This window comes from Streptacidiphilus cavernicola, from assembly GCF_042510955.1.
Lineage (GTDB): Bacteria > Actinomycetota > Actinomycetes > Streptomycetales > Streptomycetaceae > Streptacidiphilus > Streptacidiphilus cavernicola.
On record NZ_JBHFAB010000001.1, the window covers coordinates 412,216 to 430,978 of the forward strand.

The window sequence follows — 18,763 nt, forward strand, 5'->3', positions numbered from 1 at the left end:
AATGACGCCATGCACTCCCCCGCCCCCGCCTCCGCGACCTCGCGCCGCCGTACCGGCCTCACCCTCGCCCTGCTCTCCGCGGTCGCCTTCGGCGGCTCGGGGACGGCGGCCAAGCCGCTGATCGAGGCCGGGCTGACGTCGATGCAGGTGGTGTGGCTGCGGATGGCGCTGTCCGCGCTGGTGCTGCTGCCGGTGGCGGTCCGGCACCGCGACCTGCCGCGGCGGCGTCCCGGGCTGCTGATCGGCTTCGGGCTGATCGGCGTGGCCCTGGTCCAGGGCTGCTACTTCTTCGCGATCTCCCGGATCCCGGTCGGGGTCGCGCTGCTGATCGAGTACCTGGGCCCGGCCCTGCTGCTGGGCTACGTCCGCTTCGTCCAGCGCCGCCGGGTGAGCCGGGCGGCGACCGTGGGCGCGGTCACCACCATGGCCGGGCTCGCGCTGGTGGTGGAGTTCTGGAACGGCCTGGGCGGCCTGGACCCGATCGGGGTGGCCTCCGCGCTCGGGGCGGCCTGCGCGATGGTCGGCTACTTCATCCTCTCCGAGAAGTCCGGCGGGGAGCAGGCCGAACCGGTCGGCCAGGCCGCCCCGAGCGAGCAGGCAGACCCGATCGACCCGATCGGGATGACCGCGTACGGCCTGATCGTCGGCGCGCTGGTGCTGCTGCCGATCGCCCGCCCCTGGGAGACCCACTGGAGCCTGCTCGGACAGGACGCGTCCATGGGCGGGACCAGGGTTCCGGCGCTGCTGCTGCTCGGCTGGGTGGTGCTGATCGCCACCGTGCTCGCCTACCTCACCGGGGTCGCCTCGGTGAGCCGGCTGTCCGCGCCGGTGGCCGGGGTGCTCGCCTGCCTGGAGGCGGTGGTGGCGACGGTGCTGGCCTGGGTGCTGCTCGGCGAGCACCTGACGCTGCCGCAGATCATCGGCGGACTGCTGGTCCTGACCGGCGCCTGCGTCGCCCAGACCGCGACCCCGGCAGGACCCGGCCCCGCCGTCCCGGAACCGCTGCCCGGGGTCAGCGTCCCAGCGTCGGAGCCATCCGGGTGGAGACCGCGATCCGGTTCCAGGCGTTGATGGTGAAGACCACCGCGATCAGGTGCGCCAGCTCCTCCTCCTCGAAGTGCTTCGCCGCCCGCTCGTAGACCGCGTCCGGGACGAAGCCGTCGGTGATCACGGTGATCGCCTCGGCCAGCGCGAGGGCCGCCTGCTCCTTCTCGGTGAACACCGGGCCGGCCTCCTCCCAGGCGCTGAGCAGGTAGATCCGCTCCTCCGACTCCCCGGCCCGCCGCGCGTCCCTGGTGTGCATGTCGATGCAGAAGGCGCAGTGGTTCAGCTGCGAGGAGCGGATCTTCACCAGCTCGGCGACCACCGGGTCAAGACCCTTCCGGGCTGCGGCGTCGAGGGCGACCATCGCCCGGTAGACCTCGGGGGCGAGCTTGGCCAGATTGATCCGCTGCCCGTGCATGTGCGTCGTCGTCTGTGTCGTCTGTGTCGTTGTCATGGATCAAGGCTAGGTCAGAATTAGCACAGGAGTATGGTCCATTTCCATGGAAGAACCATGGGCCAATTCTCCGCCCGCGCTCGGCGTGGACCTGCACCTGGACCTGGACCTGTCCGGCCCCGGCGGGGTCAGGGCGTCGCTGATCCGGGCCCTGCGCGACGCCGTCCGCTCCGGGCGGCTGGCGCCCGGCACCCGGCTGCCGCCGTCCCGCTCGCTCGCGGCGGACCTCGGCGTGGCCCGCAACACCGTCGCCGACGCGTACGGCGAGCTGGTCGCCGAGGGCTGGCTGTCCGCCCGCCAGGGCTCCGGCACCCGGGTGGCGCGACGGGCGGCCGGCGCCGCCCCGGTCCGCCGCCGACCGCAGCCGGCCCGCCGACCGGCCCCGGCCGACTCCCGCGCGCCCCGGCCCGCCGCGCGCTTCGAGGCGTTCACCCCGTTCCACGGCGACGGCGGCAGCCACAGCCTGTTCGCCGGGATGCCCGACCTCTCCTCGTTCCCCCGCGCGGCCTGGCTCGCCGCCGCCCGGCGCGCCCTGACCGCCGCACCCAGCACGGCCTTCGGCTACGGCGATCCACGCGGCTGCGCGGAACTGCGCCAGGCCCTGGCCGACTACCTGGCCCGAGCCCGCGGGGTGCGCACCGCCCCGGACCGGATCGTGGTCTGCTCCGGCTTCACCCAGGGCCTTTCGCTGCTCAGCCGGACCCTCCGGCAGCAGTACGGCGCCCGCACCCTCGCCGTGGAGTCCTACGGCCTCGACCTGCACCGCGGCATCGTCACCGCGGCAGGACTGCGCACCGATCCGCTGACGATCGATCACCGTGGCGCGGTGGTAACCGAGCTGACGCCGGATCACGCCGCGGTGCTGCTCACCCCCGCACACCAGTTCCCGACCGGCGTCCCGCTGCACCCGGACCGCAGGGCGGCCGTCGTCGACTGGGCCAGGAGCACCGGCGGACTGATCCTGGAGGACGACTACGACGGCGAGTTCCGCTACGACCGCCAGCCGGTCGGCGCGCTGCAGGGGCTCGACCCCGAGCGGGTGGCCTACCTCGGGACGGCGAGCAAGAGCCTCGCCCCCGCGCTGCGGCTGGGCTGGATGGCCCTGCCCGGACGCCTGGTCGACCAGGTGGTCCACGCCAAGGGCGCGGAGGAACGGCACCCCGGTGTGCTGGACCAGCTCACCCTGGCCGAGTTCATCAACTGCGGGGCCTACGACCGGCACCTGCGGGCGATGCGGCTGCGCTACCGCCGCCGCCGGGACCGCCTGGTCGCCGCACTGGCCGAACGGGCCCCGTCGGTACGGGTCGACGGCATCGCCGCCGGACTGCACGCGGTGCTGCGGCTGCCCCCGGGCACCGAACGCGAGGCGGTACGCAGCGCGGACTGGCTCGGCCTGGCAGTCCAGGGCCTCGACTGGTTCCGCCACCCGGCCGAAGGCCGCACCCCGCCCGATCCGGCTGATCCGACTGATCCGACTGATCCGACTGATCCGGCCGACGGCCTGGTCGTCGGCTACGGCACCCCGGCCGACCACGCCTTCGCCGAAGCCCTGGACACCCTCTGCCAGGCCCTGGAATCCGTCGTCTGACCAACAAAAAGCCCTAGGTCCCACGCCCGAGGCGCACCCGGCGCCCCCGCGCCAGACTCGACACCATGACCACCGCCCCCTCGAACGCCACCCCCTCGCCCATCGCCGCCTCCCCTTCCGCCCCTGCCTCCCCCACCCCGACCCCGCTCCCCGCCGCCCCCGTCCGCGCCCTGCTCGACGCCGTCCGCCGGGGCGACGCCACCGCCTTCACCGACCTCTTCGGCGCGACCGGAACCGTGGACGACTGGGGCCGCACCTTCACCGGCCGCGCAGCGATCCGCGGCTGGAGCGACCGCGAGTTCCTCGGCCTGGACGCCCGCCTGACGGTCCGCCGGATCACCGCCGCAGGCACCGCCCTGGTCGTGGACATCGCCACCACCGGCGGCTACAACGGCCCCGCCGCCCTCGCCTTCACCCTCACCGCCGACGGCCGACACCTCGACCGGATGCGGATGACCGACGAGTGACGCCCCCTGGCGGCGTACAAGAAGGTGTACAACGGGTGGGCCGATCCCACGAGCCGCCGTCTGGAGCCCTTCCGTGATCACCGCGCTGCGCGACGCCTGGGCCACCCTCGTCCCCGACCTGTCGGACCGCCCGGAGAACCGGCACGGCCCGCTCCCACCACTGCTGGTCGCGCTCACCGTGGTGACCGGCCTGGTCGACGCCTTCAGCTACCTGGTGCTGGGCCGGGTCTTCGTCGCCAACATGACCGGCAATGTGGTCTTCATCGCCTTCGCGCTGGCCGGGTCGCCCGACTTCTACCTCGCCGCCTCGCTGACCGCGCTGGCCGCCTTCGCCCTGGGCGCCCTGCTCGGCGGACGGCTGGGCGTCCGCTTCGCCGCTCACCGGGGCCGACTGCTGCTCGCCGCCCTGGCCGCCGAGGCGGTGCTGGTCCTGGCCGCGTACCTGTGCTGCCTGCTGCTGCCGCACGCCGAGTCGGGCCACGCCCGCTATGTGCTGGTGGTGCTGCTCGGCCTGGCCATGGGCGCGCAGAACGCCGCCGCCCGCAGGCTCGCCGTCCCCGACCTCACCACCACCGTGCTGACCCTCACCATCACCGGCATCGCCGCCGACAGCCGACTGGCCGGCGGCAGCGACAGCAGGATCGGCCGACGGCTGCTCTCCGCCCTGTCCATGTTCCTGGGCGCCCTGGTCGGCGGCCTGGCCGCGCTGCACGGCCGGACCGGGCTGCCGCTGCTGCTGGCCGCCGTGCTGCTGGTCCTCGCCGCGGCGGCGCTGGCCCGCCCGTCCCGCTCCACCCCGCCCTGGACCCGCACCGCCGCCTGACCGACGGGCCGTCAGCCCGCCGCCACAGGACCGAGGACGACCGCACGGCTGCCAGGACCGCCCTCGGGCACAGCCCCGCTCGTGACCGGCCACAGCCGCCCAGCAGCGTCGACAACGAAGAGAAGCTCACACCCCGCCACCAGCGGCCCCACCGGCCGCACCCCCGCTCCCGCTCCCGTCCCCGCTCCCGCCCCCACCGGCCGCACCTCGATCGCCGCGCCCGCCCCGTGCCGCCGGGCCAGCTCCCCGCTGGAAAGGCCAGGCCCGAACAACGCCGCCCCGCTCATGAACGGCGCCACCACGCCCCGCCCCTCCTCCCGCTCGGCCAGCCGGTACACCTCCGGGCCGTCCTGCTTCCGCAGCAGCGCCGCGGCCAGCGCATTGAAGTCGTCCTCGTCGGTCAGCAGCAGCACACAGGTGACCCCCTCCAGCTCGGCCCCCTCCCCCGTCGCGGTGGCGAGCAACTGCCCCGGGGCCAGTTCGAGCCCGGCCTCGGTGATCCGGGTGCGCTGCCCCGGCTCGCCCGCCCACATCAGCACGTCCAGGCCCAGGCCGCGCAGGGCGAGGCCGAGTTCGAGCACCCACGGCTCCCCGCCGACCAGCAGCGGCCGGGAGCGGGTGGACCGGGTCACCCCGAGGCGGCGCGCGACCGGCACCGCGGTCAGCCCGTAGACCAGCACGGTGGCGACGATCACCACAAAGGTCGCCGGCAGGATCCGCTGCGCCCCGCCGATGCCCTTCTCGGCCAGGCTCGCCGAGAAGGTGGAGGCGGTCGAGGCGGCGACGATGCCGCGCGGCGCCATCCAGCCCAGCAGTCCCCGCTCGCCCCGCTCCAGGTCGCCGCCGAACGTCGACAGCGCCGCCACCAGCGGGCGGGCGACCAGCACCAGCACCGCCGTCAGCCCCAGCGCGGGCAGCACCACGTGCCGCAGCGAGGCAGGGGTGACCGTGGCGGAGATCGACACGAACAGCACGCCGATGGTCAGCGACACCAGCGTCTCGAAGAACGGGCGGCGCACCGGCAGGTCGAGACCGGGGAGCGCGGCCATCGCCACGCCCATGATGATCGCCGCGATCAGCCCGGCGTCGTCCCGCAGCAGGTTGCAGCCGGCCGCGACGCCGACCACCACGGCCAGCTGCGTGGTGGTGGCCAGGATCTCGCCGAGTCCGAGGCGGCGCAGCAGCAGCCACAGCACAGCCGTGCCGAGCACGCCGCCGGCGATCCCGACCCCGGCGCTGCCGAGGATGTGCAGCACCGCGCGGCCGGGGCTGAGCCGGTGCCCGGACTCCAGTGCCGCGAACACCAGCGCGCCGAGGACCCCGCCGACCCCGTCGATCAGCGAGCCCTCCCAGATCAGGATCCGGCGCAGCCCCTCGCCCGGTCGGACGAAGTTGAGCAGCGGCCCGACCACGGTCGGCCCGGAGACGATCAGGATCACCCCGAGCATGACCGCCGCCTGGGCCGAGATGTGCAGCAGCGGCGCGGCCACCACCGCGGCGATCAGCCAGGTGAGCAGGGTCCCGATCCAGATCAGCCGGACCACGGTGCGCCGGGCGCCGCCGGTCAGCCGCCGCACGTCCAGCTCAAGCCCGGCGTCGTAGAGGATCACCGCCACCGCGAGCGACACCAGCGGCGAGAACGCGGACCCGAGCAGCTTGTCCGGATGCACGTCGTCGGTCAGCGCCCCCGCGACGAAGCCCACCGGCAGCAGCAGGATGATCCCCGGCAACCGCAACCGCGCCGCCAGCACCTGCGCCCCCACCGCCAGCACCAGGATCAGCCCGACCCCGGCGAACACCTGATCGGACGTCACACCACCACCGCCGCAGCACCGCCAGGCTCACCGCACACGCATCCCATCCCCCCAGCTTGACCAGCAACCCCCCGCCCACCCCGCCAGACACGCACCGACCCGACCCGGGATTTCACCCCGGGGCTGCCGTAGCGTCTTCGCGGGGGCTGCGTTAGCACTGTGGTTGATGTGTGGTTCCGGAGAAGGGAAAGTGACGCCGTGTCCGACACCGCCTTTGTCGTGATCGTCTCGCCGCGTCAGGAGGCCGCGCCCGGGGTCGACGCGCAACGCCTCCCCGAGCTCGGCTTCTGGGACACCCCGGCCGTGCACGGGTGGCTGCAGGCCTTCGACGCCGAGGAAGCGGACGGCGGCTCAGCACTGGTACGGGTCGTGCCCGCGGCCGACGAGGGGGTGATCCCGGCGGACGCCCAGCGGCTCCAGGTGCCGGTGACCGGGGCGGAGTCGGAGCTGATCGCCCAGGTCGCGGCGACCCCCGCGGCCGCCCAGGTGCAGGCGGAACTGCTGGCGTTCCGACGGGTCCTGGCCGAGCGCCCGGCGATGCTGGAGCGGGCCAGGGCGGCGGGGCTGAGCCCGGCCCGCATCGACCAGCTGGCGGGGGCGCCGCTCACCGCACAGCTCGACGGCGCCTGACACGAGCTCCGCGGACCCCGCGGGCGCCGAGGACGATGCGGGTGCCGAGGACGCCGTCGTCCGGAGACGCCGTCGTCCGGGCTCTGCCGGAAGCCGGGAGCGAAGCCGGGCGGGGGCCGACCCATGGCTACTGGCCTTGATCGCCCCGGGGCCGGCGCTGATCTCCCTGGGGCTGGTCCTGTTCGGCGCCTCCCCCTTCGCCTCCGCCCGTCGGCGCAAGCCCTGACGAGGCATCAGCCCTGCGGGCCGGGCGCAGCACAGCTGCGACCAGACGCGGCATCAGCGCGCAGCTCAGGGCCGTGGCGAGGAGCCAGCCGGCCAGGACGTCGGTCGGCCAGTGGACGCCGAGGTAGACCCGGCTGACGCCGACGCCCACCGCCCACACCCCCGGCACAGCGCACGCAAGGAGCCGCGTCCACCACCGTCGGCACCCGACGCACAGGGCCGCCGCCAGCCCGATGGCGACCAACGCAGAGGTCGTGCTGTGCCCCGACGGCAGCGAAGCGCCACTCGCCGCGGTGGCCCAGTCGCCCCGGGGCGGCCGCGGCCGGGCCAGCGCCGTCGCCAGGGTGATCCGCACCGTCTGGCCCAGCGCCAGCGCCAGCACCCCGACGATCGCACCCCGCCACCACCGCGACCGGTCTCCCAACGACAGCGACGCCAACGCCCCGGCCAGCGCCGCCAGCGCATACGGCGGCAGGCCGGTCCCGGTGAAGGTGACGCCACGGGCGAGGCCCGTCCACCCGGCGCTCCGGTGGGCCAGCGCCCAGCGGTGCACCGAGGCATCGACGGCGAACGGGGCGCCGTGACGCACCGCCACCACCGCGACCAGCACGGCGAGCAGCCCGGCCGCAGCTCCCGCCGCCGCCTGGCGCAACCAGGGCACGCGCCCGGACCTCCGCTTCGCACCACCCATCGCGCCCCCACCACGGTTCATCAGAGGAATCCATCCTCACACAGTGTCTACATCAACGTAGACACAAGATGCCCCGATGATCCGCCGGGCGTAACCTCGCCAGGCGCGGGTACGCGCCGCCCCGCGCGGGTGATTGCGATCCAGCAGTCCGACCCCCTGCTCAGGAGGATTTCGTGGACAGTGTCGACAAGGCCGTCAGCCAGGTCCCGGTGGTGGCCGAGATCAGCGCGGCCGAGCTGCTGGACCGCATCACCCGCGCCCGCGACTGGGCCAGCAGCGAGGCCGAACGCCACTACGCGCTGGTGGAGCAGCACGTCCAGGACGACGCCAGTCCGGTCCAGGCGCTGGCGCAGCAGGCCCGCGCCGCGGCGTTCGAAGCCGTGCGGGTGGTCCTGGAGGAGATCATCCAGCCCGGCACCCACACGGCCTGACGGCGCCCGGCAGGGCGGTCGTCGCCTCAGGCGTCGTCGCGTACCAGGCGGTACGCCGCTCCGGCCACCGCGAGCGCGGTCCAGGCGGCGAGCACCAGCAGACCGGACCACGGGGAAAGCGTGTGCAGGTCCTGGTGCAGCGCGTACATGGAGTCGCCCGCGTGGCTGGGCAGGAACTGGCTGACGTTGTTCTGCCAGCTCGTCGGCAGCAGCTCCATCAGGCCGGGCACCAGCAGCAGGACGCCGAACAGGACGGCGATGCCGCCGGCCACCGAGCGCAGCAGCGCGCCGAGGGCCACACCGCAGATCCCGATCAGCGCCAGGTAGGCGCCGGCCATGAGCAGGGACCTCAGCACCCCGGCGTCGCCGAAGCCCAGGGAGGCCTTGGTGCCGGAGAGGATGCCGATACCGAAGCCGAAGGAGGCGAACGCGCTGACGACGCCGAGGACCAGCGCGACCGCACCGAAGATCAGCGACTTGGACCAGAGCACCGGCAGCCGGCGGGGGACGGCGGCAAGGGTCGAGCGGATCATGCCGGTCGAGTACTCACCGGCGGTGACCAGCACCCCGAGGACCCCCACCGCGAGCTGGCCGAAGTTCAACCCGAACAGGGCGAGGCCGACCGCGTTCGCACCGACGACCTCGGGGTCGTGGACGTGGCCGCCGCTCATCACCACCGTGTAGCGCCAGCTCCGGATCAGGCCGAAGGCCAGCACCAGCACCAGCGCCACCCCGATGGTGATCCAGCTGGAGCGCAGCGACCAGAACTTGGCCCATTCGGCGCGCACCACGCGGGCGAAGGTGACCCGGTAGGCCGGGCGCACCGGCGCGGCGGTGCCGGCCGGTGTCGTGACGGTTGCGGTGCTCATGCTGCGCTCCCTACGGGCTCGGCGGTCCGGGCCGCCGTGTGGGTGGTGCCGTGGTACTCGACCTCGTCGCGGGTGAGTTCCATGAAGGCCTCCTCCAGCGAGACCCCCTTGGTGCTGAGTTCGAACAGGGCGATGTTGTGCTCCGCTGCCTTGAACCCGATCGACCGCGCGGCCATCCCGGTGACTTCGAGCTCCTCGGAGCCGGCGTGGCCGGTGATGTCGACACCGGGGCCGGCCAGCAGCTCCCGCAGCCGGGCCGGGTCGGCACAGGCCACCCTGACGGTGTCACCGCCCGAGCGCCGGATCAGCTCCTTGACGGTGGTGTCGGCGAGCAGCCGTCCGCGACCGACGACGATCAGGTGGTCGGCGGTCAGCGCCATCTCGCTCATCAGGTGCGAGGACACGAAGACGGTCCTGCCCTCTTCGGCCAGGCCGGTGAGCAGGTTGCGGATCCACAGCACGCCCTCCGGGTCCAGGCCGTTGACCGGCTCGTCCAGCATGATCGTGGCCGGGTCGCCGAGCAGCGCGGCCGCGATGCCCAGGCGCTGGCCCATACCCAGCGAGAAGGCGCCGGCGCGACGGCGGGCCACCGACTCGATGCCCGTCATCTCGATGACCTCGTCCACCCGGCGACGCGGGATGCCGTGGGTCAGCGCCAGCGAGTTCAGGTGGTTGAAGGCGGAGCGGCCGGGGTGGATCGACTTCGCCTCCAGCAGGGCGCCGACCTCCTGCAACGGGGCGGCGTGCTCGGCGTAGCGGCGGCCGTTGACGACGACCGAGCCGCCGCTCGGGGCGTCCAGGCCGACGATCATGCGCATGGTGGTGGACTTGCCCGCGCCGTTGGGGCCCAGGAAGCCGGTCACCGTGCCGGGCTTGACCGTGAAGTCCAGCCGGTCCACCGCCGTCTTCTCGCCGTACCGCTTGGTCAACTGCTGCGCCACGATCATCGAGTGGTTCCCCTCGGCTCCGTACCGGACTGACTGCTTGTCCCGCCCACGCTAGGACGCGGCGGACCGCCGACGGTCGTACCAGGGGGTGATCCCCGAGGGCGGAGTGGCACCGGGGTACTACAGGGGAAACCGGCCACGGGCCGGACCGGTCCGCGGGGCAGAGCTGGAGCCCCCTGTCGGATTCGAACCGACGACCTACGCTTTACAAGCTAGGTGGACTCTAGCCCTGACCTTACCCAATGGCACCCGCTCTGACCGTTTTGGCTGGTCAGGGCGGGTGCTGCTTCCCTGGCCTTCCCGGTCTTTCACCGGTTTCACCGGCCTGTCCGTTCCCAATCCGTTCCCAACCTCAGGGGTCGGAGCGGGCCCGGCAGCAGCTCCAGGGGCTTCTTCCTGGTCAGCCGACGGGTGCGTTCCGCCGACCACCGCTGTGCCCTTCCGAAGCATCGAGGCTCCACCCCGCCGGGGGTGGAGCCTCGCGCGTTCAGACAGGCCGCTCAAACCTGTGACCTCGAACTTTAGCGGAGAGACCACAGGCTGTCAGGGCTTCGGGCGGATCACTCGGCGACGGGCTCGGCCTTCTTCCGGGGGGCGGCCTTCTTCCGGGGGGCAGCGGCGGCCTTGGGCCGGGCCGTCTTGGTCGCGGCTTTACAAACGGGAGCCTTCCGGGCTCGCGGCGCGGTCGGGGCCTCGGTGGTCTCGGCCGCCGGCTTACGGGCGGCGGTCTTGCGGGCGCGGGGGGCTGCCTTCTCGGCGAGCGGGGCCGGAACGGTTGGTTCCTCGGCGTCCACCAGCTCGTCGGCACCGTTCGCCGGGTGCTCGATGCGCAGCAGCTCCTCCGCGGTGAAGGCGTGGCGGAAGTGGTCGGGGACCACGATGGCGTCCGGGCTGGAGGCGCGCAGCTGCTGGTAGTGCTCCTTGATCTCGTCGGCGCTCTCGGTGGCCGGACGGTGGCCGACGTGCTCGGGGGTGAAGTCGAAGGCGGGGATCACCGAGTCGGAGAGCTTGCGGAGCAGGGTGGTGACGGCCTCCGTCTCGGTGGTGACGGTGCGGGTGCGCAGGACGGTGTGCCAGGGCTTCAAGTAGGCGAGCGGGCGGGGGGCGGGGTTGCCGTCGCCCGGCTTGTGGGCACCGGTGGCCCAGAGCTGGAGGGTGGTGCCGTCGTGCAGGGGGCGGATGCCGATGTGGCGACCGTCGGCGTGGTAGAGGTCGACGACCTTGCCGTCCGGGGTGTGGGGTTCGACGGTCCAGCCGGTGCCGAGCTGGGTGGCGGCGTCGGTGGCGATGGGGTGGACGGTGGCGGCGGTGAACTGCATGGGGTTCTCCAAGAGGCAGGTGGTTGAGCGGAAGGAAGGGAGGGGCGGACCCCGGCAGCGGCCGGGGTCCGGTGGAGTGCCGTCAGGCGGTCAGGGCGTCGAGCAGGTCGAGGGCGAAGCCGGTGTCCATGCGGGCGTCGCCGGCGTCGGCGCTGGTGGCGTAGTTCTCGGCGATGATCAAGGCGTCGAGGGCGGCGTCTTCGCGGCCTCGGGCGGCGTAGTGGGCGGCTGAGTCGAGGAGGAGTGCGGCGGCGGCGAGGGTGGCTTGCTGGGTGTCGGTGGCGGCGCGGCGGGCGCGGGTGCGGGCGATGGCGGCGAAGTCGCGGATGGCGGTGGTGAGGTTCATCGGGCTCGCTCCAAGAGGCCGGTGGTCGGGGGCCGGTTCCCCCTCTTCCTTATGCCTCTATTCTAATCTATTGGGACAGTAGGTCAAGATCGCCAGAGAGAAAAGCAGCAGTTCAGGCCGCCTTTGCGAGGGACAGCATGCGCTCCGCGCGCTGAATCGCCGCGACCATGGCCGCCGTCCCCCGGAGCCGGTCGCGGTGCTCGATCATCTCGGCGGCCTCCCGGATCGCCCGGTTGCCGATGTCGCCCTCGGCGAGGGAGTCGCCCCGGATCACGGCGACGTTGCCGCCCAGCTCCCACAGGATCGCGTTCACCGCGGCGCCGGCGACGGCGATAGCGTCGATGTCGACCATCACCCACAGCATGTCGGCGGGGTCGTGGCCGAGGTCCCGCAGTGCGCTGGCCATCGACCGGACCATGCCGCCCGTGCCGCTGGCGGGCTCCAGGAACGACATGCCGGGCCGGATCTCGTCCATGCCGCCGATGGTGACGCGGGCGATCATGTCGCAGACCTCAGGCGGGGTGTGGTACTCGCCCAGGCCCTCGCGCGCACCCTTGCTGCGCAGGGAGGTGACCATCCAGGACATGAGGTCCACGTCGAGGTTGCCGGGCAGCTCGTTGGCGGCCAGCTCCAGCACGCCGTACTGGATGGCTCGTTCGGTGACGGCGCGGACGGCGGCGCGCAGGTTCCGGTCGGGCTCCTCCTGCTCCAGCCACTGGGAGAGGATGCCGCAGCGTCCGATCAGGTGCGGGGCCTGTATCCAGCGCAGCGCCCACACCTCCTCGTACAGCTTCCACAGCTGCTGGTCGTCCAGGCCGAGTATCCAGCCCTCCAGCGCCACCAGGTCGTCGCCACGGAAGGGCAGCAGCGCCAGGGTGGCGACGATGCCGACCGGGATCTCCATACGGCCTCCGCCGTGGTGGCCGTGCCAGGCGATGGCGCACGCCTCGGCGAGGTCCCGGGCGGACTCGGTGGGGCGGCGGAATCCAAGCTTGCGCCTGGGGCGGCGCTTGGCCGGGACGGGGGCGTTCGGCGGCGGGGCGGGCGCTTCGATCAGCGCGCCCTGCCCGACCGTGATCGGGGCTACCTTGCGTCGCGGTGGGACGGCCGCACGCGGGGGCAGGGCCGACGAGGGGATGCGAACGAAGGTGGCGGGCTCGTCGGGAAGGTCGGCGAACAGGTCGAGCTGGAGTTCGTCCATCGGGGGTCTCCAAGAGGGCTGGGGTGGCCGGACATGGCTCACCCCGGCGGCCCGCGAGGGGCGGCCGGGGTGAGGTGTGGTGTTCGGGGGCACGGGTCGCCCCAGCGCCCGATCGGGCGACAGGGGTGTGGGGTGTCAGCCGTGAGCTAGCGGCACTGGTCGGGGCGGTTTGTGCCACAGTGGCCGCAGAAGATCTGGTGCCAGTTCGCGGGCTCGCCGCACGGGCACCACCAGACGGCGAAGCTCCAGGTCCACTCGGCCGCGCCGATGCCGTACAGGCCTTCGCTATTCGGGGCGACGAACCCTGCGGCATGCTCGGGGTCGTCGGTGAAGTGCTGCCAGCTGATGTGCACGACGATGGCGCGGGGCTTGCCGTTGTCGTCGGTGCCACCGTCGATGACGTGGACGGTGTCGAACGTGTCGTTGTCGTCCTGGGCCGCAAGCTCCTGCGTACGGGCGGCCAGAACGCGGACGGTGTCGAGGGTGAAGTACGGGCAGAGCCACCCGTTCCACCTGTCGGTGGGGTCGACCTTGGCGTCGAACGGGCCGAGGTCGTCGATGCAGACCCTGGTGTGGATCTCGGGGGCGTCCGCTCCGGGGCGGGGGTCGGTCATAGTCGGTTCCTCAAGGTGTGGATGCGGCCAGGCATGGGTCGCCCCGGCGGCCCGCTTGGGGCGGCCGGGGCGAGAGGCGGAGGGGTGGGGTGGTCAGCGGAGGGCGGGCCACATGTCGTAGGGGATGGCTCCTCGGGCGGCCCACTGGCCACCGCCGCGGTCGAACAGCTCCAGGCGTTCGGGCTGGAGGAGGTAGACGCGGGTGATCGAGGGGTCGAGCAGCGCGCTGACCTGGTCGAGCTGCTGCGCGGGCCTGCGCTCGTCCAACTCGGGGCAGTGGCAGGCGCACTGCCCGCCCTCGGAGTAGGAGCCGGGCAGGGACCACCAGCCGGAGGGGTGCTCCTCGATGAGCGTGCGGATGGCGGCGGCGGGGCCGTGGACGGTGGCGTGCCGCATGAGGTGCCGCAGGGTGGCTGGTTCGTCGCGGTGGACTACGACGCCAGCGAAGCCCTCGGCGGTGGGTCGGGCGATCAGGCCGTCTATGAACAGGCCGGGCATGGTCACCACCCCCATTCGGCGCGGCCTGCGAGGGCGCGAACGCGGGCCAGGCCCAAGGCGGCGGCGGCCGAGGGGGCGTCGATGATGAAGACGAACAGCTCGGTGCACATCAGGTAGCTGCATGCCTCGTCGAACTCGTCGGCGTCCTCCGGCGCTGGGATGACCTGCGTTCGCTCGGGCTGCTCGAAGGGGTCGGGGAAGACCAGCCACGCGCGCTGGCGCTTGCTGAGGTCGATCACGGTCACCATCCGCGTTCGGCACGGATGGCGCTGGCCTGGGTGCGGGCGCGGGTGAGGGCGGCGGCCGCGGTGGTGCCGCCGACCATGAGGAAGTCGCGCTGGTCGAACATGAGGTCCAGGTAAGCCAGCAGGGTTTCGGTGTCGTCGTCGGGGGCGGCCTGGACCTGGGCCTTGTCCGGGTGGTCGACGACGTTGATGACGAACCATGCGCGCTGGCGCTTGCTGAGGTCGATCACGGCTGGTACTCCAAGAGGCTTGTGGGCGTGGGGATATGGGTCGCCCCGGCCACCGCGCGGGCGGCCGGGGCGGGCTGGGCGATCAGGCGCTGAGGCGCGCGGACAGGGCGTCGAGGACGTAGCGCGAGAACTCCAGTTCGATGCTGGCGTGGGGGGTGTCCGCCATCGGGGCGAGGATCTGCACCAGGGTCTGGCCGAGGGCGACGGGCAGCAGCTCGCGGAAGTCGCCTTCGTGCAGCTCGATCGCGGACTTCTCGTAGGCGTCGCACAGGACTTCGCTGATCAGGTTCTCGACGCGGCGGCGCTCGGGGTCGGGGAGCCCGTAGGCGAGGACGTGCTTGTGGAGGTCGGTGAGCAAGTCCGTAGGGGCGGCCATGACTGGCTCCTGTTCTGGTGCGGCTGGGCGTGGGTCGCCCCGGCGGCCTGAGTGCGGCGGCCGGGGCGGAGTCGGCGGGACGGGAGTCACTCCCCTTCCCTTATGCCTCTATTCTAATCTATTCACGGCACGAGTCAAGATCGCTAGAGATAAAGCCCCTGGTCAACGCGCTGCCGCCGGGATCTGCTCGGGCCAGGCCACATTTTCCAGCGCACGCGCGTACACCTGCGGGAGCGCGGCCGGCGCGTAGCCGAGCCAGTCCAGGCCCATCGCCGCCAGGATCACCGCGTCCGCCTTGTCGTAGCGCCCCGCCCCCTCGCACTCCACCCCGTACCGCCCGACAACGGCAGTACGGACCATGCCCTTGGCGACGGCCGCCCGCCGCTCCTTCGGCTCGTCTCGCGCGGGCCTGGCGGTGCCGCAGGCGTACACCGTGCGCTGGTCCGGGGCCACGACGGCGTACGGGATCTTCCGCTGCCACAGCAGGGAGTGCGTCACCAGGTACCACAGGCCGCCCATCTCGTGGTGCCCGGCCTGCGCCCCGGCGGCGTAGGCCGGGCCCTCGACCACCACCAGGTCCGCGTCCCTGACGTGCTCGCGCAGTTCGCCGAGGAGCCAGCCCAGGCGCTCCTGCCCGCGGCGCTGGCCGGGGCGCAGCGCGACGGCGCTCTCCACCCCGCGGGCGACGCCGGTGGAGGTGAGCGACAGGTCCAGGCCGATCACCACCGGGGCGGGCGGCAGCAACAGCGCGGCGGCGCTCACTGGCTGCCCCCGTCCTGGCGCAGGTGCCAGGCGAGGAGCAGCGGCCACGCCAGTGCGGCCACGGCTGCGACGGCCAGCGCCTGCGCGGTGACCGGTGTTCGCTGTGATCTCGCGCGGATGAGGACGGACATCGCGGCGCCGAGGACCAGGGCCACGGCGAACCAGGCGACCGCGACGGCGGCCAGGACTTCAAACACGTTGTTCTCCTTGGGGGTTGGAGGTCAGGCTGTGCGCGCGTCGGCGCGCTGGCGGGTGGGGGTAGTGCCGGAGCGCCAGCACAGGGCCTCGCTGGTCTCACGGCGGGCGTAGTGCAGTTCGCGCTTGGCCACGGCCGGTTCCGGGTGGACGACAAGGCCGTTGAGCCACACCCGTCCGGCGCACACGCCGTCGAAGCCGGTCCGGGAGGGCCGGACGTCGGCCAGGCAGTCGGCTATGGCCGGGCAGCCGCGGCACAGCTGCGCGAGGGGTTGCAGCTCCTCGTACATCTCGTCGGGCTGGGCTTCCCAGCGGCCCTCGGCAGCAACGAAGTCGGCGCGGCCGAGGCACAGCGGGCGGCGGGGCATGGGGGCGGCTCCTCGGTTGCGGCGGCGGGAGGGTGCGGCGGTGATGGGGGTGGGGTTCACGGGGGGCTCCAGGAGGTGGGGCCGCCGGGGCGCGCGCCCCGGCGGCGGGGCGGGCTACAGGACTGCCGCGATGCGCTCGCCGATGTGCCGGGCGACGTTGACCGACACGGCGTTCCCGGCCTGCTTGGTCCGCTGGGCCTTGGTGCCGAACGAGATGTACGTGTCCGTGAACCGCTGGGCGGCGAACTGCTCCTCCGGCTGGATCATGCGGAAGTAGCAGTCCTCCACCGCGGGGGCGTTGGCCAGCAGCGCGGCGGAGTCGACGGTCGACATCGTGTGGAACGGCGCGCCCGCGGACTTCACCAGCGACTTGCGGTACGGGATGACCAGGGCGTTGCGCAGTTCGGCGGGCACGGGGCGGCCCGGGGTGACCAGGCCGTGGTGATTGCCCTGGGCGGTGACCATGCTCAGCGGGTCCGTGGCCGGGGCCGGGGCGGCATGGTTGCGGTAGGTGACGATGTAGGGCTGCGGGTCCGGGCTGACGGTCAGCAGCCCTTCGCTCTCGCGGGTCAGGCGGGTGCGCATCGGCTCGGACACGTCGGTGGCGTCGGTGGACCAGCTGCCGCCGGTGGGAACCAGGAGTGCTTCGCCCTGCTTGACGGTGCGGACGGTGAACGGCTGCTCCCCGACCGCGAAAGCCCGGTCGCCGCCTTCGCGGCCGTGGTTGAGGGTGACCGCGCTCGGCTGGTACGGGAATTTGGCGCGGCCGGCGGCGATCCGCTCCATGGTGGTGTCCGCGAGCGGTGTCTTGCGGTCGCCGATACGGGTGCCGATGTCGGACCAGTCGATGACGGAGGCGGCTGGGCGCACGTACGGCTCCACCAGGGTGTGGCGGCAGCGGGTGCTAGGGCAGCGGTAGTCGTACGCCTCCCCGTACTTGCCGACACGGACGCGGGGGTCGCGCCACGCCTTGCGGGCGCGGACGTCCTTGCCGCAGTCGAAGCAGAAGGCGAGGGGGCGGGGCTCCAGGTCGGGCTTGGGCATGCCCTTGCGGCGCCAGACGACGTACACCCTGTCGCGCCACTGCGGCGCTCCCGGGTTGTTCTCGTCCCAGATGTGCGCGGAGGTGACGGACAGGACCTGGGGTCGCTCATAGCCGAGCGCCATCATGGCCTTGCACCAGGTGTCGTACAGCACCCAGCTGGTGACGAACTGGTTGACGTTCTCAACCACGACGTAGGGGAATGCCTGCGCTTCGCAGGCGCGGACGACGCACCAGGCGGTGGCGCGGGTGGCCTCGAACGCCTCGGGCGTCAGGGCCTTCCACTCGTCGGCCTCGTCGGGGTCGAGCAGATCGAGCAGGTCCATCTGGAACGGGTCGCGCTCCTGGCGGTTGCCGCCGGCGTAGCTCAGTTCGGTGCAGATGACCGAGGCCCACAGGAGCATGGCGCGGGGCAGGTAGCGCATCGGGTAGCCGGTGATGTCGGCGGTCAGGTGCTCCATGTTGGGGTGGTTCGCGCCGTGGGTGAGCATGGCGACGTCCCAGTGGTTGAGGGCGAGTCGTCCGGTCCATCCGGCTTCGACAAGGCCGCTGGAGCTGCCGCCCGCCCCCGCGAGCATGTCGTTGAAGGTGAGTTCCATGGGGTTGTGGTCTCCAAGAGGCGCGGCCCCGCCCGGGGGCGGGGCCGCAGCGGGTCAGTTGGCGTCGGTGGCGGGCTCGACGGGGGCTTCGAGCGGCGGGGCGACCCACACGGCGCGGAGGTCGAGGGAGGTCGAGCCGCGGGCGACGCGCCACAGCGACAGGAGACGGTTCGAGCTGCCGATCTCGACGATCAGCTCCATGTCGGAACGCAGCATCTGGACGTATTCGAGGTAGTCGGCGACAGCACCGGCGGCGTCGTCGAAGAACGGCCCGTGGTACTTGGTGTGCGCGTTGCCGTTGCTGAGGAAGTCGGTCCCCTGCACGCGCCAGGACGCGGCGGCGTCGCGGGCGCGGCAGCGGCCGGTGAGGCCGATCAGCGCGATCTGGATGCCGTGGAGGTCCGAGAGGCGGCGGGCTTCCCGGAGGTCGTTGGCGACGGCCTCGCGCGCCTCGTCGGTCATCGGGTGGTCGAAGATGCAGTTGCACTGGGGCGTCTCGGCGGTGGCTGCCGCGAGGGTGTCGGCGGTCTCGGGGTAGTTCTCGATCACCCAGCCCATGACGGCGGCCAGCATGGCGTTCGCCAGCGGGCCGTTGGAGCTGTGCTCGCCGTCCGGGGTGGAGTCGTACACGGTGTCGTCGACGGTGGGGTTGTCGTCGTCGGCGAGCATCACGCGCCAGCCGGGGACGGCGCCGATGCGGTTCGGCAGGGAGTAGTGGCCGACGATCAGGAGGTGGCTTCCGTTCGGCAGGTCGACGGTGATGTGGTTCTCCCCGCCGCAGGTCTCGATGTCGACGGGCAGGCCCAGGGTGCGCAGCGTGGTGGTGACGGGCTCGTAGTCGTCCCAGATGGACTGCCAGTCGGGGCGGCCGACGCGGCCGTGGTCGGGCATGGGTGCGAGCTGCACGGTTATCTCCAAGAAGCCACTCACACGTAAGTGTGAAACCTTATGTTGCGGGCAGAAGGACGTGCGGTCAACCCTCGAC

At 72.7% G+C, this 18,763-nt stretch carries 24 protein-coding genes and 1 tRNA gene; 6 read left to right on the forward strand and 19 right to left on the reverse strand.

The window, feature by feature from the left end; all coding sequences use genetic code 11:
* Positions 1-9: 9 nt before the first annotated feature.
* The gene (locus tag ACEZDE_RS01820; protein ID WP_380530980.1) at positions 10-1,071 is read left to right on the forward strand and encodes an EamA family transporter; all 1,062 of its coding nucleotides are present in this window, start codon (positions 10-12) and stop codon (positions 1,069-1,071) included.
* Here the strand turns inward: ACEZDE_RS01820 and ACEZDE_RS01825 are convergent.
* Entirely contained in the window at positions 1,013-1,498 is a 486-nt protein-coding gene (locus ACEZDE_RS01825; protein WP_380530983.1) for a carboxymuconolactone decarboxylase family protein, read from the reverse strand. The genes ACEZDE_RS01820 and ACEZDE_RS01825 overlap by 59 nt on opposite strands.
* Before the next feature lie 46 nt (positions 1,499-1,544).
* Here ACEZDE_RS01825 and pdxR point away from each other — a divergent pair, with 46 nt between their 5' ends.
* The 3 genes from pdxR (at position 1,545) to ACEZDE_RS01840 (ending at position 4,376) form a co-directional block, all read left to right on the forward strand.
* On the forward strand, positions 1,545-3,086 hold the full coding sequence (pdxR, locus tag ACEZDE_RS01830; protein ID WP_380530985.1) for a MocR-like pyridoxine biosynthesis transcription factor PdxR: 1,542 nt from the start codon (positions 1,545-1,547) through the stop codon (positions 3,084-3,086).
* Between the two features lie 65 nt (positions 3,087-3,151).
* Entirely contained in the window at positions 3,152-3,553 is a 402-nt protein-coding gene (locus ACEZDE_RS01835) for a nuclear transport factor 2 family protein (RefSeq protein WP_380530988.1), read from the forward strand.
* Positions 3,554-3,626: 73 nt separating this feature from the next.
* Positions 3,627-4,376, forward strand: coding sequence for a YoaK family protein (locus tag ACEZDE_RS01840; RefSeq protein WP_380530990.1), 750 nt, complete (start codon positions 3,627-3,629; stop codon positions 4,374-4,376).
* 11 nt (positions 4,377-4,387) lie between these two features.
* Here the strand turns inward: ACEZDE_RS01840 and ACEZDE_RS01845 are convergent, their stop codons facing one another.
* Positions 4,388-6,190 (reverse strand): cation:proton antiporter, encoded by a 1,803-nt coding sequence (locus ACEZDE_RS01845; protein ID WP_380530993.1) that lies wholly within the window; start codon positions 6,188-6,190, stop codon positions 4,388-4,390.
* Between the two features lie 198 nt (positions 6,191-6,388).
* Here ACEZDE_RS01845 and ACEZDE_RS01850 point away from each other — a divergent pair, with 198 nt between their 5' ends.
* Positions 6,389-6,820, forward strand: a complete 432-nt coding sequence (locus ACEZDE_RS01850; RefSeq protein ID WP_380530996.1) for a DUF6003 family protein — start codon at positions 6,389-6,391, stop codon at positions 6,818-6,820.
* Between the two features lie 127 nt (positions 6,821-6,947).
* Here ACEZDE_RS01850 and ACEZDE_RS01855 read toward each other — a convergent pair whose 3' ends face one another.
* Positions 6,948-7,706 (reverse strand): phosphatase PAP2 family protein, encoded by a 759-nt coding sequence (locus ACEZDE_RS01855; protein ID WP_380530998.1) that lies wholly within the window; start codon positions 7,704-7,706, stop codon positions 6,948-6,950.
* Positions 7,707-7,909: 203 nt separating this feature from the next.
* Here ACEZDE_RS01855 and ACEZDE_RS01860 point away from each other — a divergent pair, with 203 nt between their 5' ends.
* Positions 7,910-8,167 (forward strand): hypothetical protein, encoded by a 258-nt coding sequence (locus ACEZDE_RS01860; RefSeq protein WP_380531001.1) that lies wholly within the window; start codon positions 7,910-7,912, stop codon positions 8,165-8,167.
* Between the two features lie 26 nt (positions 8,168-8,193).
* Here the strand turns inward: ACEZDE_RS01860 and ACEZDE_RS01865 are convergent, their stop codons facing one another.
* The 16 genes from ACEZDE_RS01865 to ACEZDE_RS01940 form a co-directional block, all read right to left on the reverse strand.
* The gene (locus ACEZDE_RS01865) at positions 8,194-9,036 is read right to left on the reverse strand and encodes an ABC transporter permease (RefSeq protein WP_380531004.1); all 843 of its coding nucleotides are present in this window, start codon (positions 9,034-9,036) and stop codon (positions 8,194-8,196) included.
* A complete protein-coding gene (locus ACEZDE_RS01870) occupies positions 9,033-9,983 on the reverse strand; it encodes an ABC transporter ATP-binding protein (RefSeq protein WP_380531005.1) in 951 nt (316 codons plus the stop codon). Before ACEZDE_RS01870 ends, ACEZDE_RS01865 begins: the two co-directional genes overlap by 4 nt.
* Before the next feature lie 167 nt (positions 9,984-10,150).
* A tRNA-Tyr gene (locus tag ACEZDE_RS01875) sits at positions 10,151-10,219 on the reverse strand.
* A 324-nt stretch (positions 10,220-10,543) separates the two neighbouring features.
* Complete coding sequence (locus ACEZDE_RS01880; RefSeq protein ID WP_380531008.1) at positions 10,544-11,302, reverse strand: hypothetical protein; 759 nt, start codon at positions 11,300-11,302, stop codon at positions 10,544-10,546.
* Positions 11,303-11,384: 82 nt separating this feature from the next.
* Positions 11,385-11,648 carry a hypothetical protein gene (locus ACEZDE_RS01885; protein ID WP_380531010.1) on the reverse strand — a complete coding sequence of 88 codons (264 nt, stop codon included), beginning with the start codon at positions 11,646-11,648 and terminating at the stop codon, positions 11,385-11,387.
* 112 nt (positions 11,649-11,760) lie between these two features.
* Positions 11,761-12,849, reverse strand: a complete 1,089-nt coding sequence (locus ACEZDE_RS01890) for an N-6 DNA methylase (protein ID WP_380531012.1) — start codon at positions 12,847-12,849, stop codon at positions 11,761-11,763.
* A 146-nt stretch (positions 12,850-12,995) separates the two neighbouring features.
* Entirely contained in the window at positions 12,996-13,463 is a 468-nt protein-coding gene (locus tag ACEZDE_RS01895; protein ID WP_380531015.1) for a hypothetical protein, read from the reverse strand.
* 93 nt (positions 13,464-13,556) lie between these two features.
* Entirely contained in the window at positions 13,557-13,961 is a 405-nt protein-coding gene (locus ACEZDE_RS01900; RefSeq protein WP_380531017.1) for a hypothetical protein, read from the reverse strand.
* 2 nt (positions 13,962-13,963) lie between these two features.
* Positions 13,964-14,200 carry a hypothetical protein gene (locus ACEZDE_RS01905; protein WP_380531020.1) on the reverse strand — a complete coding sequence of 79 codons (237 nt, stop codon included), beginning with the start codon at positions 14,198-14,200 and terminating at the stop codon, positions 13,964-13,966.
* Between the two features lie 2 nt (positions 14,201-14,202).
* Positions 14,203-14,436 carry a hypothetical protein gene (locus ACEZDE_RS01910; protein ID WP_380531023.1) on the reverse strand — a complete coding sequence of 78 codons (234 nt, stop codon included), beginning with the start codon at positions 14,434-14,436 and terminating at the stop codon, positions 14,203-14,205.
* A gap of 82 nt (positions 14,437-14,518) precedes the next feature.
* A complete protein-coding gene (locus ACEZDE_RS01915) occupies positions 14,519-14,812 on the reverse strand; it encodes a hypothetical protein (RefSeq protein ID WP_380531026.1) in 294 nt (97 codons plus the stop codon).
* Between the two features lie 162 nt (positions 14,813-14,974).
* Positions 14,975-15,574: a hypothetical protein gene (locus ACEZDE_RS01920; RefSeq protein ID WP_380531027.1), complete on the reverse strand. Its 600-nt coding sequence runs from the start codon at positions 15,572-15,574 to the stop codon at positions 14,975-14,977.
* Complete coding sequence (locus ACEZDE_RS01925; RefSeq protein WP_380531030.1) at positions 15,571-15,771, reverse strand: hypothetical protein; 201 nt, start codon at positions 15,769-15,771, stop codon at positions 15,571-15,573. The genes ACEZDE_RS01920 and ACEZDE_RS01925 overlap by 4 nt, the downstream gene beginning before the upstream one ends.
* A gap of 24 nt (positions 15,772-15,795) precedes the next feature.
* Positions 15,796-16,197, reverse strand: coding sequence for a hypothetical protein (locus ACEZDE_RS01930; RefSeq protein ID WP_380531033.1), 402 nt, complete (start codon positions 16,195-16,197; stop codon positions 15,796-15,798).
* A gap of 54 nt (positions 16,198-16,251) precedes the next feature.
* On the reverse strand, positions 16,252-17,778 hold the full coding sequence (locus ACEZDE_RS01935) for a DNA cytosine methyltransferase (protein WP_380531036.1): 1,527 nt from the start codon (positions 17,776-17,778) through the stop codon (positions 16,252-16,254).
* 54 nt (positions 17,779-17,832) lie between these two features.
* Positions 17,833-18,684 carry a hypothetical protein gene (locus ACEZDE_RS01940; protein ID WP_380531039.1) on the reverse strand — a complete coding sequence of 284 codons (852 nt, stop codon included), beginning with the start codon at positions 18,682-18,684 and terminating at the stop codon, positions 17,833-17,835.
* Positions 18,685-18,763: the final 79 nt, after the last annotated feature.